This window comes from Streptomyces sp. NPDC040410, from assembly GCF_055595715.1.
The window spans coordinates 375872-388356 of the sequence record NZ_JBVIVK010000004.1; the positions used below are offsets into that span (position 1 = coordinate 375872).

Below are 12485 nucleotides of genomic sequence, written 5' to 3' on the forward strand. Positions count from 1 at the left end.
TATCCGGATCAGATCCTGTGAAGCCCGGGATACGCGCAGCTCACGGCCGTATGACGCGCACCGCCTCCGGGGTGCGGCGGCGGTCGGCGGCAGCGGCCCGGGCGGGCTCCCCGTCCGCGTGCCCGGCGTTCTCGCCCAGGACCGTACGCAGGAGCCGGCCGCCCGCCACGCGGAGCCGGCCGGCTGCGCCGAACCGTCCCGCCCTTGTCAGGTCACGTCGTCGTAGCCGTTGACCCGGTCCGTGCTCGCCTGCTCGGGCAGTGCCCGGCCGGCGGAGACCGTCTCGACCTCGCCGATGTCCGCGGGGGTGAGATCCAGGTCGGAGGCCTCGTCGTCGGCGGGTCCCCCGGCCTCGCGGATGCGCCTGCGCCGGTCGTTGAGCAGTGCGAAGGCGACCGCGCCGAAGTACAGCACCCAGATCGGTCCGGCGAGCGCCAGCATGGTCAGCGGATCGGTGCTCGGCGTCGCGATGGCCGCGAACACGGTGATGCCCATGATCATGGCGCGCCACCAGCCGAGCATGCGCGTGCCGGTGATCATCCCGGTGAGGTTGAGGAAGATCAGCAGCAGGGGCAGTTCGAAGGAGAGGCCGAACACGAGGACCATGCGCGTGACCAGGTCGAGCAGGTCGTCCAGCGGGAGCAGGTTGGAGGTACCGGACGGCGTGAAGTCGAGCAGTACCTTCGCCGTGGTGGGCAGCACCCGGTAGGCGAAGTAGGCGCCGCCGAAGAAGAGCGGGACACCCGTGCCGACGAACGCGTACGCGTACTTCCGCTCGTGCTGGTGCAGACCGGGCGCGACGAAGGCCCACAGCTGGTACAGCCACACCGGTGAGGCCAGCACCACGCCGGCCATCAGGGAGACCTTCAGCGCAAGTGTGAAGGGGGTGAGCAGACCGTTGATCGTGATCTGCGCACAGGGGTCGTCGGACTTCGTCTTCGCCAGCTGCTCGAAGGTCTGGTCACAGCCGACCGAGTCGAGGATCGGCTTGGTGAAGAAGTTGATGATGTCGTTGTAGAAGAAGGCGGCGACGACGGTGACGACGACGATGGCCAGCATCGCCTTCGCGAGCCGGTTGCGGAGCTCACGAAGGTGCTCCGCGAGGGGCATCCGCCCCTCGGGATCCTTCTCCTTCTTGCGGGCAGACTTCAGCAACCCACGTTCCCATCTCGTGCAGCGGGCCGGAGGTCACCGGCCCTGCGTCAGCGCTTGGTCGTGTCCGTCGGCTCGGTGACCGGGCGGGAGCTGGTCACGTCACCGGGGGCCGCCTGGATGGTGCGCTGGGCCGGGGGCTGCTGGTCGTCGTGCGGCGGGGCCGCCGGAGCGGACGCGTTGTCCTGGCCTTCGGACTTCATCGCCTTCGCCTCGCTCTTGAGGATGCGGGCGGACTTGCCGAGCGAACGCGCCATGTCCGGAAGCTTCTTCGCGCCGAACAGCAGGATGATGACGACGAGGATGAGAATGATCTCGGGAGCGCCGAGCCTTCCGAACATAAGTCTTTACCTTCTCACCGAGGCAGCTGGAGTCGGGATGCCGTCCGACCGGTCGGACACATGTCCGATCGATCGTCATGTCAGCGATCGTAACGCTCAGGGATGAACGAGTGGCAATCCCCGCGCGTACTCCCGGTCCGCGGTCCGGGCCTCGTTCTCCGGGCCGCGACCAGCAGCGTACCCGTCCGGGCGGTCCGGTTGACAGGTCGAAGTGGCCCAAAACGCATGCGACGCGGCACTCACGTGCACCGCACGGCACCACTCACAGTGAGTCCACAGCACGGGCCGTGCTCACGGCCGCCCGCTCCAGGTCCTCGGCCGCCCGGCTGATGCGGCGCGCGGAGTCCGTGACCTGCCTGCCGAGGCGCTGGGCCTCAAGGAAGACCCGCACGGCGAGCACACCGAGAACGGCGAGACCCAGAAAACCCACAGCTACCGCGAACATCGGCCAGAACATGGTGCCGAGCCTAGACCGTCCTACAGCGTGGAGTGCAGCCGCAGGGTGCTGACCCCGCCCCCGGTCAGCAGCTCGACGATCCGCTCGCCGGCCGGCTTGCGGACGGCCGCGCCGCAGTCCGGGCAGGTGAAGGAGTAGAAGGTGGTGCGGGTCGTGGCGCCGATCACCAGGCGCAGGGCGCTCGCGGCGAGCTCGAAGCTGCCCCGGCAGTCCGGGCATCCGGCCCGGAACACCACCGGGGCGACGCCCTTCATCCCGGCGAACGCGGCCGCCACCGTCATTCCCCGCACCCCAGACGTCGACGACTCGCTCAAAGCCTCAGCCCTTCTCTTCAGGTGGTTCGCCTCCGGGGCGCGCCTCACTCGCGCCTGCCGCGGTGTCCGTCGTCCACCGCGGGTGCCGCGTGAGCGCCCTACGTCTCGAGCCCGTCGTACGCCGCCAGCGCCTCGCGGGCCGCCTCGCGGGCGCTGTCGGCGAGGCCGCGCGGCGAGACGATCCGGCCGTCGCGCCCGAGCCGCAGCGCCAGCCGCCGCAGTGACGTCGGATCGGGGGTCCGCAAGGTGATACGCAGTCCGCCGTCCGGAAGCTCGTCCGCACTGTCGTGCGGGTAGTACTCGGCGACCCATCGGCCGCCCGGCCCGACCTCGACGACGACCTCGGGATCCTCGGCCGCGGGCTGCACCAGCGCCTGAGACAGGTCGCGCAGCTCGATCTCGGGCGGCGCCGACGGCTCGTCGAGGATCCTGATCTCGGCGACCCGGTCGAGCCGGAAGGTGCGGCGCGCCTCGGAACGCCGGCACCAGGCCTCCACATACGTGTGCCCCACGCTGACCAGCCTGATCGGGTCGATCTCGCGCTCGGTGACCTCGTCACGGGCGGGCGAGTAGTAGCGGATCCACAGGCGGCGCCGCTCGGAGATGGCCCGGTCGACGTCCGCGAAGACACCGCCCTCGGCCTCGAAGGTCACCGACAGCCGGGAGCTGGCACCCGCCGCCTCGCCGGCCGCGGCCTCCACCTTGGCGGTGGCCCGCAGCAGCGCCTGCCGGTCGCTCTCGCGCAGGCCGGGCAGGGTGGACACCGCGCGGGCGGCCACCAGCAGCGCGGTCGCCTCGTCGGCGGCGAGCCGGAGGGGCTCCGCTGCTTCTGCCCCGAGGGCAGCGGGGTTGTGCCACCAGATGCGCTCGCCGTCGGTGTCGATGTCGAGCAGGTCGCCGCCGCGGAAGCTGGTGCCGCACATGGGCAGCACGTCGAGGTCGGAGACCAGCTCGTCCTCGGTGATCCCGAAGGCGCGGGCGACGTCCTCGACCCGGGCCCCGGGACGCTCCCTCAGATACGTCACGAGGGAGAGCATCCGCCGGGTCTGGTCGATGGCGTTCGCCGGTCTGGCCGGTTTTCCCACCACTTTCTTACGTCCCCCTCAGCCCTTGGCCACGGCACGCAGCCGGTCCACCACGTCGGCCCGCAGCTCGGCCGGCCCCACAACCACCACGTCCGGCCCGAACTCCACCAGCCAGGCGTCCAGGCCGTGCCCGTACGGAATCTCCAACTCGTCCCAGCCGTCACCGAGTTCCCGCATCGAGGTGGCCTTCGCCCGCAGGGGGTAGCCCGCGTCCGAGCGCAGCCGGATCAGCGCGGAGCGGTCCGCGGTCTCCCCCGCCCAGCTCGCGACGGTCTCGCGCACGGTGACCACGTCGGGGACCGGGGCGGTGAACCGCGCGCCGCGCGAGCGCACCTTCCCGGTGATCCGGGACAGTCGGAAGACCCGCTCGGCCCCGCGGTCGCGGTCCCAGCCGGCCAGATACCAGTGGCCGCGCCAGCACTCCAGGGCCCACGGCTCCACGTGCCGGGGCTCGGGGCGGGCGGCGGAGGCCTTGCGGTAGTCGAAGACGACCGGCCTGCGGTCGCGGCAGGCCAGCATCAACGGCTCGAAGGCCGTCTCGTGCACGGGGATGCGCGGCTCCAGGGCGCCATGGGCCTCGTACGGGTCGACGTCCTCGGGCAGCCCCGCGGCACGCAGCTTCTGCAGCGCGCCGCTGGCGGCGCCCGCGAGGCGGGCCTGCTGCCACACCTTGGCGGCCAGCCCCAGCGCGGCGGCCTCCTCGGCGTCGAGGGTGATGGGCGGGAGGCGGTTGCTGTCGCGGCGGGCCAGGTATCCGACCTCTCCGTCGAGGTTCTCGACGGTCTCGATCACGAGACCGAGCTCGCGCAGGTCGTCCTTGTCGCGCTCGAACATCCGGTTGAAGGAGTCGTCCGACCCGGCCTCCAGGTAGGCCTCGATCAACTCACGCAGCTCGCGCTTGGTGAGCGGCCGCCGCGTCCCGAGCAGACACAGCGCCAGGTTCATCAGCCGCTCGGCCTTGGCAATGGCCATCGACGCGCTTCGCCTCCCTATGGTGCTTACGATCGACGACCGTACCGTTCCGCGGCGGCGTGGCAAAAGCCGAGGGCCCATGCCCGTGCAGGCATGGGCCCCGGGTGATCGGGTCCGGTCGTATTCCGTACGCGGGCCGTACGGCGGCGGCCGGACCGGACGGGAGCGCTCATGACTCCCGTACGGCGGATCAGACCCCGAGGAGGTCGACCACGAAGATCAGCGTCTCACCGGGCTTGATCGCCGGGGTCGGGCTCTGGTTGCCGTAGGCGAGGTGGGCCGGAATGGTCAGCTGGCGCCGGCCGCCGACCTTCATGCCCTGCACGCCGAGGTCCCAGCCCTTGATGACCCGGCCCGCACCCAGCGGGAAGCGGAACGGTGTGCCCCGGTTCCAGCTGGCGTCGAACTCCTCGCCGGTGCTGAAGGCAACACCCACGTAGTGGACGGTGACGGTCTGGCCCGCGGCCGCTTCGGCGCCCTCACCCTGCCAGATGTCCTTGATCTCGAGGTCCGCCGGGGGCTCGCCGCCCGGGAAGTCGATCTCGGGCTTGTCGATGCTCACGTGTTGGCTCCTGCTTGTGTACGAAAGGCAACGCGGACAGTCTTACACCTCCGGCGCGTCACATCGCGGCCAGGATGTCGAGGGAGAACACCAGCGTGGAGTCCTTCGTGACGACACCGCCCGTCGGCGGATTGTCCCCGTACCCCAGCTTCGGAGGCATGACCAGCAGCACCCGGCTGCCCACCTTCTTGCCCGTCAAACCCTGCGCCAGACCCTTGACGAGCTGGGCCATCTGCGTGAGCGAGAACGAGCTGAGCTGCTTGCGGGTGTACGTCGACTCGAACTCCTTGCCGCTCTCCCAGACCACGCCCTTGAACTGCACCAGAACCGCCTGGTCCGCCTTGACCACCGGGCCGTCGCCCTCCAGGACATAGGCCGACACCAGCTTCGTCGGCGCGTCGGCGTCGGGGATCTCGACCGAGGGCGCCTTGCCGTCGGTGTTGGTGCCGACCTTGGGCAGGGAGGTGTCGTCCTGGGCGACCACCTCGCCCTTGACGGAGCTCTTGGCGTTGAACGTGTTCTGGATGTCGATCACGAAGACGAGCGTGTCGGTGCCCTTGATGCCCGCCTGGGAGTTGCCCTCCGTGCCATAGCCCCAGGTGGGCGGAATCGCCATCTCGACACGGCTGCCCACCTTCCTGCCCGCCAGGCCGTACCGCCAGCCGTCGATGACACCACCCTGGGCGAGCTGGATGAGCAGCGGCTTCTTGCTGTCGTAGGAGTTGTCGAAGACCTTCCCCGTGTTCCAGATCTGGCCCAGGTAGTGGGCCTGGACGAAGTCGTTCTCCGCCACCGTCTGACCGCTGCCCGCGATCACCGTCTTCACCGCGAGGTCCTTCGACGGATCGCCGCTGCCCTTGGCCACCGTCGGCTTCGCGCCGAACTCCTTCCCCGCGGTGATCGCCGGCACCGGACCGTCGACGATCTTCGGCGGCGGGGCGGCGGACGGCGCCGAGGCCGAGGGCGAGGCACTGTCGCTGGCCTTGCTCGAGTCGGACTTGTCGTCACCGCACCCGGCGAGCGTGACCAGTCCTGCGGGTACGGCGATCAGAAGTGAGCGTCGGCGCACGATAGGAGCCTCGTATCGGTCGATCTTGATGATGGCGTGCGCGCAACTCTACGGCGTGAGACGGGCGCCGTACGGTAAACGTACGGCGCCCGTGTTGCGTTCCGTGGGGGTCCCCCCGCTCGAGCGAAGTCGAGAGTGGGGGAGAATCTCCCGAACGCATGGCTCACATTCCGGCGATCAGCTTCTCCACCCGGTCGTCCACGGAACGGAAGGGGTCCTTGCACAACACCGTGCGCTGAGCCTGGTCGTTGAGCTTGAGATGCACCCAGTCGACCGTGAAGTCCCGGCGCTGTTCCTGGGCCCGCCGGATGAAGTCGCCGCGCAGCCTGGCCCGAGTGGTCTGCGGCGGAACGGACTTGCCCTCGAAGATCTTCAAATCATTGCAGATCCGGGCGGCTTGACCCTTCTTTTCCAGGAGGTAGTACAGACCACGACGACGGTGAATGTCGTGATAAGCGAGGTCTATCTGCGCGACCCGCGGGTGGGACATGGTCATGTTGTGCTTGGCCCGGTACCGCTCGATGAGCTTGTACTTCATCACCCAGTCGATCTCGGTGCCGATCCGGTCGAGATCCTCGGCCTCGATCGCGTCCAGCGTGCGGCCCCACAGCTCCAGGACCTGCTCGACCGTACCGGTGCGGACACCCCGGCGCTCGCAGAAGTCCACGGCCTTCTCGAAGTACTCGCGCTGCACCTCCAGCGCGGACGCCTCACGACCGCTGGCCAGACGCACCTTGCGCCGGCCCGTGATGTCGTGGCTGACCTCGCGGATCGCCCGGATCGGGTTCTCCAGGGTGAGGTCCCGCATCACCGTGCCCGCCTCGATCATGCGCAGCACCAGGTCGGTGGCGCCGACCTTGAGCAGCATGGTCGTCTCGGACATGTTCGAGTCGCCCACGATGACATGCAGGCGCCGATAGCGCTCGGCGTCCGCGTGCGGCTCGTCACGCGTGTTGATGATCGGCCGGGAGCGGGTCGTCGCCGAGGAGACGCCCTCCCAGATGTGCTCGGCCCGCTGACTTACGCAGTACACCGCTCCGCGCGGCGTCTGCAGCACCTTGCCCGCACCACACAGCAGCTGCCGCGTGACGAGGAACGGAATGAGGATGTCAGCCAGCCGGGAGAACTCCCCGTGACGGGCCACCAGATAGTTCTCGTGGCATCCGTAGGAGTTTCCCGCCGAGTCGGTGTTGTTCTTGAAGAGGTAGACGTCGCCCGCGATTCCTTCCTCGTGCAGGCGTCGTTCGGCGTCTACCAGGAGTCCTTCCAGAATACGTTCGCCGGCCTTGTCGTGGGTGACCAGTTCGATCACGTTGTCACATTCGGGTGTCGCGTATTCCGGATGTGAGCCCACGTCGAGATAGAGCCGGGCCCCGTTTCGCAGAAAGACATTGCTGCTGCGGCCCCATGACACGACACGGCGGAAGAGGTACCGCGCCACCTCGTCAGGCGACAGGCGGCGCTGTCCCCTGAACGTGCACGTGACGCCGTACTCGTTCTCCAGCCCGAAAATGCGGCGGTCCATGACTGAACATTACGCCCGATCCCCTGAGCTGAAACGGGGTTCGACGGCACGGTTTGGATCATTTTCCGATGAAGCCGCAACCACCGCCCGCCCGGCGGGAGCTGCAAGGACCCGTCCCGTGGCCACCAGAACCAGCAGCGACACACCCCCCGCCGCACCCGGCACGGCAAAGCCCCACAAGGCCCCACCCGCCTCTACGACGGGCCCCGCCAGGCCCGTTCCGACCGACGCCCCCACGGTGAACGTCGTCACGAGCCACGAGAACGCCTCGGTGACCGTCCCCCTCGGCGCGTGCCGGTCGACCAGGACGAAAGCACACGCGATCGCAGGCGCCAGGAACACCCCCGCGAGGACCGCCAGCAGTGTCATGGCGACCGCTCCCGGCATCAGCATCAGCGGCAGGTAACACACCGCCAGAAGCGCCACCAGGACCTGCAGTCGCCCCGCCGGCTCGCCCGCCCACCGCCGCGCCCCGTAGAACACGCCGCCGATCAGCGCCCCAAGACCCACGGCCGCCATCAGCCAGCCGTACACCGCGTCACCGCCGTGGTCGTCCGCGTAGGGAACCGAGGCCACCGTGATGGAACCGAGCGCGATCCCGACGAAAAGGAACGCACCCAACAGGGCGAGCAGTCCGGTAGAGCGCAGTGCGCCGAGCCAGTGCGCCTCACGCGGCGACGAACGCCACGCGCGCGAAGGCGCCGACACCGCCACGGACAGCGCACCGAGAACCCCGACGAGGTTCAGGACCAGCAGCGCGGCCTGCGCCGACCACAGGGACACGCACAGTGTCACCAGCAACGGCCCGACGGTGAACATGACTTCCTGGGCCACGGCGTCCATGGCGTACGCCGTGTGCACCCGGTCCTCCTTGTGGAGCACAGCCGGCCACAGCGCGCGCAGGCCGCCCTCCAGGGGCGGCGTGAAGAGCCCGGCGGCCGCCACGGCGGCGTGGGCGAGCGGCAGCGGATCGGTGCCGGTGAACGCGAAGGCGGCCATCGCAAGGGCCGACAGGACCGCGGCGGGCAACTGGACACGCGGCTGCCCGTGCAGGTCCACCAGCCGTCCCAGCACCGGCTGCCCGACGGCGTTGGCGACCCCGTAGACGGCCGCCAGACCGCCCGCCAGGCTGTACGTGCCGCCCTCCGCACGGACGAACAGCACGATGGCGATCGCGGCGGTGGCGTTCGGCAGCCGGCCCACCAGCGTGCCCACCAGCAGCCGGGCGGCGTGCCTCGCCCTGAGGATCTCCAGGTATCCCGCGGCCATGTCCCGCCCTTCCCGAACCCGTGACGCCTGCCGTGGCGCACGAGGTTTTACGTATAACTGCCTCTGTCATACGTACCATGTGCGCTGTTCACCAGTCCAGACGAAAGAGCAGGCCCACGGTGGCACGAGGCAGCACCCGCCCCACGAGCCGTGACGTCGCCCAGGCCGCCGGCGTCTCCCAGGCCGCCGTATCCCTGGTCCTCGGCGACAAATGGCGCGGCCGCGTCTCCCAGACCACGGCCGAACGGGTCCGCGAAGCCGCACGACAGCTCGACTACCGCCCCAACCTCGCCGCCCGCAACCTCCGCCTCGGCCACACCCGCACCGTCCTGCTCGTCGTCCCCGCACTCACGACCGAGTTCTTCGCCGGCGTCTACACGGGCGCGGCCAGAGTCGCCGCCGAACACGGCTTCGGCGTCCTCCTCTACCCCTCCCCCGAAGGCATCGGACCCGCCAGAGACCCCTTCGCCTCCGCCCAGGCCGCCCTCGACGGGGTCATCGCCTCCTCCATGGCCGCCGACGCACTCGACGCGATCCGCGGCGACCAGCTGCCCCTCGTCATGCTCGACAGCGATCCCGCAGGCAGCCTCGGCGCCGCCACCGTCAACCTCGACATCGCGGACGGCGTCCGCCAGGCCGCCGAACACCTGCTCAACCTGGGACACCGCCGCTTCCTGCACCTCGCGGCCGACGTACCCTCCTGGACCTTCGACGTACGCGCCCGCGAACTCGCCGCCCGCACCGCCACCGTCCCCGGCACCACCGTCCGCACGGTCCGCGCACCCATCTCCATCGACGGCGCCCGCACCGCCGCCGAAACGGCTCTCGCCGGCCCCGGCCCCCACCCCACCGCCCTGGTCTGCGACGACGACCAGCTCGCGGCCGGCGCCTACAAGGCCGTCCGGCGCCTCGGCCTGCGCGTCCCCGACGACATCTCCGTCACCGGCCTCGACGACCTCGCCCTCGCCACCGCCATCGACCCGGAACTGACCACCGTGCGACTGGACGCCGAGCTGTTCGGCGAACGCGGCATGCAGGCCCTCCTGGCCGTCCTGGACGGCCGTACGCCCCAGGCGGGAGACATCCCCGTCCAGCTCGTCGTACGGGGCTCCACAGCGCCACCCAGCGCCTCCTGACGCACCTGTGCCCCGGCCGTGGCACCGGCCGGGGCACATCAGGAGCCGGGCGGGCTACTCGTCGTCGGGTTCCTCGGCACTCTCGGCCTCGGTGGACGCCCCGTCGCTCTCCAGCAGCCGGGAGAGCTGACGGCCGACAATGCGCTTGAACTTGCGCGACTGCGGACGCGTACGGTCCAGGACCGCCACCTCCAGACGCTCGGCGGGAATCTCCCGCTCCGTGCCGTTCGTGTCCCGCGAGAGCGCCTGGACGGCCAGCTTCAGCGCCTCGGCGAGGCTCATGCCGTCCTGGTGCCGCTGATCCAGATAACTGCTGATCTGCTCCGCGTTGCCACCCACCGCGACCGAGCCGTGCTCGTCCACGATCGACCCGTCGTGCGGCAACCGGTAGATCTGGTCACCCTCCGGCGTCTCCCCCACCTCGGCGACGACCAGCTCCACCTCGTACGGCTTCTCGGCCGCACTGGAGAAGATCGTGCCCAGCGTCTGGGCGTAGACGTTCGCAAGACCGCGGGCCGTGACGTCGTCACGGTCGTAGGTGTAACCCCGCAGATCGGCGTAGCGGACACCGCCGATGCGCAGATTCTCGTACTCGTTGTACTTGCCGGCGGCCGCGAAGCCGATCCGGTCATAGATCTCACTGAACTTGTGCAGCGCACGGGACGGGTTCTCGCCGACGAAGACGATGCCGTCGGCGTACTGCAGCACGACCAGACTGCGGCCACGGGCGATGCCCTTACGGGCGTACTCCGCCCGGTCGGCCATGGCCTGCTGGGGTGAAACATAGAACGGCGTCGACACCGGTTATCCGTCCCTTTCTGTCGAAGTCACAGGATCACCTTGAAAAGAACCGCAGCCGCCGGCTACAGCAGCGCGGCCCGCGGGCCGTCAGGCTGCTCCAGACGCCGCTCCAGGATCGAGCGGGCGATCCCGGAGGACTCCTCGTCGGTCAGCCTGCGGAAGCCGTCCTCGGTGATCACGGTGACGATCGGGTAGATCCGGCGGGCGACATCGGGACCACCGGTCGCCGAGTCGTCGTCAGCCGCGTCATACAGGGCCTGCACCACCAGGGTCGTGGCCTCGTCCTCGGCCAGGTCGTCACGGAAGAGCTTCTTCATGGCCCCGCGCGCGAAGATCGAGCCGGAACCGGTGGCGGCGAAGTGGTGCTCCTCGGAACGGCCGCCGGTGACGTCGTAGGAGAAGATACGGCCCTTCCCGCGGTCCACATCGAACCCCGCGAAGAGCGGCACCACGGCCAGGCCCTGCATGGCCATGCCGAGGTTGGAACGGATCATGGTCGACAGGCGGTTCGCCTTGCCCTCCAGAGAGAGCTGCGCACCCTCGACCTTCTCGAAGTGCTCCAGCTCCAGCTGGAACAGCTTGACCATCTCGACGGCCAGGCCGGCGGTGCCGGCGATACCCACCGCCGAGTACTCGTCGGCCGGGAACACCTTCTCGATGTCGCGCTGCGCGATGACGTTGCCCATGGTGGCCCGACGGTCACCGGCGAGCACCACGCCGCCGGGGAACGTGACGGCCACGATCGTGGTGCCGTGCGGCGCCTCGATCACGCCCTGGGTGGGCGGGAGCTGCCGGTTGCCGGGCAGCATCTCCGGCTGATGCTCGGACAGGAAGTCCATGAAGGACGACGACCCGGGCGTCAGGAAGGCAGCCGGTAGACGCCCGGTGCTACGAGTGTTGGCTTCCACGCGATTCCTTCCACGTAAGCAGCAGCCCGCCTTATGGCATCGGGCCGATCCTTGAACTGCCCCAGTGCGGCATTGCAGCTGAAGCACAGTACGCCTCGGACACTACCCGTCTTGTGGCAGTGATCCACATGTGCCGCCGGAGCGGACAAACATATGCAGCAGACGCCCCCTTGGGAGGCGATCAACTCGTCGCGTTCGGCTTCGGTGATGCCGTACTGACGCTTCAGGTGGCCCTGCCGCCCTTGGACGGAGCGGCATGCCTTGCAGCGCGTCGACAGGCCGTCCAAGGCGGTGGCATTGCGATGCCACTCGCTGTGCGGCTTCACCTCACCACATGTCCGGCAGAGCTTGTGCCCTGCCGGAACATCGACCTTCTCCCGCACCGACATCCTCATGGCCTCGCGGCGCCTCCGGTAGTGCGCGGCGCTGTATTCCGCCACGCACTCCCGGCATCGCACCTGGAGGCCGTCAGGACGATTCCTGTCCCGCGCGAACGCAGCGGGAGGCAAGCTCCGGCTGCAGCCCGTGCACCCCTTGGCGTTCGGTTCGTCCACCAACCAAATCCCCCGAAACCTTCACTTCAAAGGTCACGTGGCCGATTCGCCTTTACTCGCCACCCTTTTGCACGAAGCTTCGCACGAAATCCTCGGCGTTTTCCTCGAGTACATCATCGATTTCATCGAGGACGGAGTCCACGTCGTCGCTCAGCTTCTCCTGGCGCTCCTTGAGGTCTTCCGATACCTGTGCCTCGGGCGCTTCCTCGACCTCCTCCGTGGAGCGCGTCGCCTTCTGCTGTCCGCCGCCGGTGTCCTTGGTCGCCATAACCCCTCACCCCGCTCGGTTCGACGTTCTTGATCAGACCCTACAAGCAGGGTCCGACATCGGCCCCGCAGT

Annotated in this window: 15 protein-coding genes; 1 reads left to right on the forward strand and 14 read right to left on the reverse strand. The window is 69.2% G+C overall.

The window, feature by feature from the left end; all coding sequences use genetic code 11:
• Nucleotides 1-207: 207 nt before the first annotated feature.
• From tatC to ACZ562_RS11770, 10 genes are all read right to left on the reverse strand, one after another.
• Nucleotides 208-1155, reverse strand: coding sequence for a twin-arginine translocase subunit TatC (gene tatC / locus ACZ562_RS11725; RefSeq protein ID WP_471176605.1), 948 nt, complete (start codon nt 1153-1155; stop codon nt 208-210).
• A gap of 47 nt (nt 1156-1202) precedes the next feature.
• Nucleotides 1203-1493 (reverse strand): Sec-independent protein translocase subunit TatA, encoded by a 291-nt coding sequence (gene tatA, locus ACZ562_RS11730; RefSeq protein WP_217239753.1) that lies wholly within the window; start codon nt 1491-1493, stop codon nt 1203-1205.
• Between the two features lie 262 nt (nt 1494-1755).
• The gene (locus tag ACZ562_RS11735) at nt 1756-1950 is read right to left on the reverse strand and encodes a hypothetical protein (RefSeq protein WP_471176609.1); all 195 of its coding nucleotides are present in this window, start codon (nt 1948-1950) and stop codon (nt 1756-1758) included.
• A gap of 20 nt (nt 1951-1970) precedes the next feature.
• Nucleotides 1971-2264: a hypothetical protein gene (locus ACZ562_RS11740; protein ID WP_471176611.1), complete on the reverse strand. Its 294-nt coding sequence runs from the start codon at nt 2262-2264 to the stop codon at nt 1971-1973.
• A gap of 98 nt (nt 2265-2362) precedes the next feature.
• Nucleotides 2363-3352 (reverse strand): helix-turn-helix transcriptional regulator, encoded by a 990-nt coding sequence (locus tag ACZ562_RS11745; RefSeq protein ID WP_471176613.1) that lies wholly within the window; start codon nt 3350-3352, stop codon nt 2363-2365.
• Nucleotides 3353-3367: 15 nt separating this feature from the next.
• A complete protein-coding gene (locus ACZ562_RS11750) occupies nt 3368-4321 on the reverse strand; it encodes a helix-turn-helix transcriptional regulator (protein WP_471176616.1) in 954 nt (317 codons plus the stop codon).
• Nucleotides 4322-4511: 190 nt separating this feature from the next.
• Nucleotides 4512-4883: an FKBP-type peptidyl-prolyl cis-trans isomerase gene (locus tag ACZ562_RS11755; protein ID WP_471176618.1), complete on the reverse strand. Its 372-nt coding sequence runs from the start codon at nt 4881-4883 to the stop codon at nt 4512-4514.
• Between the two features lie 58 nt (nt 4884-4941).
• The gene (locus tag ACZ562_RS11760) at nt 4942-5952 is read right to left on the reverse strand and encodes an FKBP-type peptidyl-prolyl cis-trans isomerase (protein ID WP_471176621.1); all 1011 of its coding nucleotides are present in this window, start codon (nt 5950-5952) and stop codon (nt 4942-4944) included.
• Between the two features lie 163 nt (nt 5953-6115).
• Nucleotides 6116-7477: a Pup--protein ligase gene (gene pafA, locus ACZ562_RS11765; RefSeq protein ID WP_471176623.1), complete on the reverse strand. Its 1362-nt coding sequence runs from the start codon at nt 7475-7477 to the stop codon at nt 6116-6118.
• Nucleotides 7478-7486: 9 nt separating this feature from the next.
• On the reverse strand, nt 7487-8746 hold the full coding sequence (locus tag ACZ562_RS11770) for an MFS transporter (RefSeq protein ID WP_471176626.1): 1260 nt from the start codon (nt 8744-8746) through the stop codon (nt 7487-7489).
• 119 nt (nt 8747-8865) lie between these two features.
• Between ACZ562_RS11770 and ACZ562_RS11775 the strand changes: the two genes are divergently transcribed.
• Nucleotides 8866-9882 carry a LacI family DNA-binding transcriptional regulator gene (locus ACZ562_RS11775; RefSeq protein ID WP_471176628.1) on the forward strand — a complete coding sequence of 339 codons (1017 nt, stop codon included), beginning with the start codon at nt 8866-8868 and terminating at the stop codon, nt 9880-9882.
• 54 nt (nt 9883-9936) lie between these two features.
• Here ACZ562_RS11775 and prcA read toward each other — a convergent pair whose 3' ends face one another.
• The 4 genes from prcA to ACZ562_RS11795 all read right to left on the reverse strand — a co-directional run bounded on the left by prcA (nt 9937) and on the right by ACZ562_RS11795 (nt 12413).
• Nucleotides 9937-10683, reverse strand: coding sequence for a proteasome subunit alpha (gene prcA / locus ACZ562_RS11780; protein WP_471176631.1), 747 nt, complete (start codon nt 10681-10683; stop codon nt 9937-9939).
• Nucleotides 10684-10745: 62 nt separating this feature from the next.
• Nucleotides 10746-11591: a proteasome subunit beta gene (gene prcB, locus ACZ562_RS11785; RefSeq protein ID WP_471176633.1), complete on the reverse strand. Its 846-nt coding sequence runs from the start codon at nt 11589-11591 to the stop codon at nt 10746-10748.
• Nucleotides 11543-12031 (reverse strand): endonuclease VII domain-containing protein, encoded by a 489-nt coding sequence (locus ACZ562_RS11790; protein WP_471176635.1) that lies wholly within the window; start codon nt 12029-12031, stop codon nt 11543-11545. The genes prcB and ACZ562_RS11790 overlap by 49 nt, the downstream gene beginning before the upstream one ends.
• 166 nt (nt 12032-12197) lie before the next feature.
• Complete coding sequence (locus ACZ562_RS11795; RefSeq protein ID WP_006379817.1) at nt 12198-12413, reverse strand: ubiquitin-like protein Pup; 216 nt, start codon at nt 12411-12413, stop codon at nt 12198-12200.
• Nucleotides 12414-12485 lie beyond the last annotated feature (72 nt).

What these genes read in the sequence shown, in the direction of transcription:
- tatA (WP_217239753.1), bottom strand. Translation starts at nt 1,493, where the DNA reads ATGTTCGGAAGGCTCGGCGCTCCCGAGATCATTCTCATCCTCGTCGTC.
- ACZ562_RS11735 (WP_471176609.1), bottom strand. Translation starts at nt 1,950, where the DNA reads ATGTTCTGGCCGATGTTCGCGGTAGCTGTGGGTTTTCTGGGTCTCGCC.
- ACZ562_RS11750 (WP_471176616.1), bottom strand. Translation starts at nt 4,321, where the DNA reads ATGGCCATTGCCAAGGCCGAGCGGCTGATGAACCTGGCGCTGTGTCTG.
- pafA (WP_471176623.1), bottom strand. Translation starts at nt 7,477, where the DNA reads ATGGACCGCCGCATTTTCGGGCTGGAGAACGAGTACGGCGTCACGTGC.
- ACZ562_RS11770 (WP_471176626.1), bottom strand. Translation starts at nt 8,746, where the DNA reads ATGGCCGCGGGATACCTGGAGATCCTCAGGGCGAGGCACGCCGCCCGG.
- ACZ562_RS11795 (WP_006379817.1), bottom strand. Translation starts at nt 12,413, where the DNA reads ATGGCGACCAAGGACACCGGCGGCGGACAGCAGAAGGCGACGCGCTCC.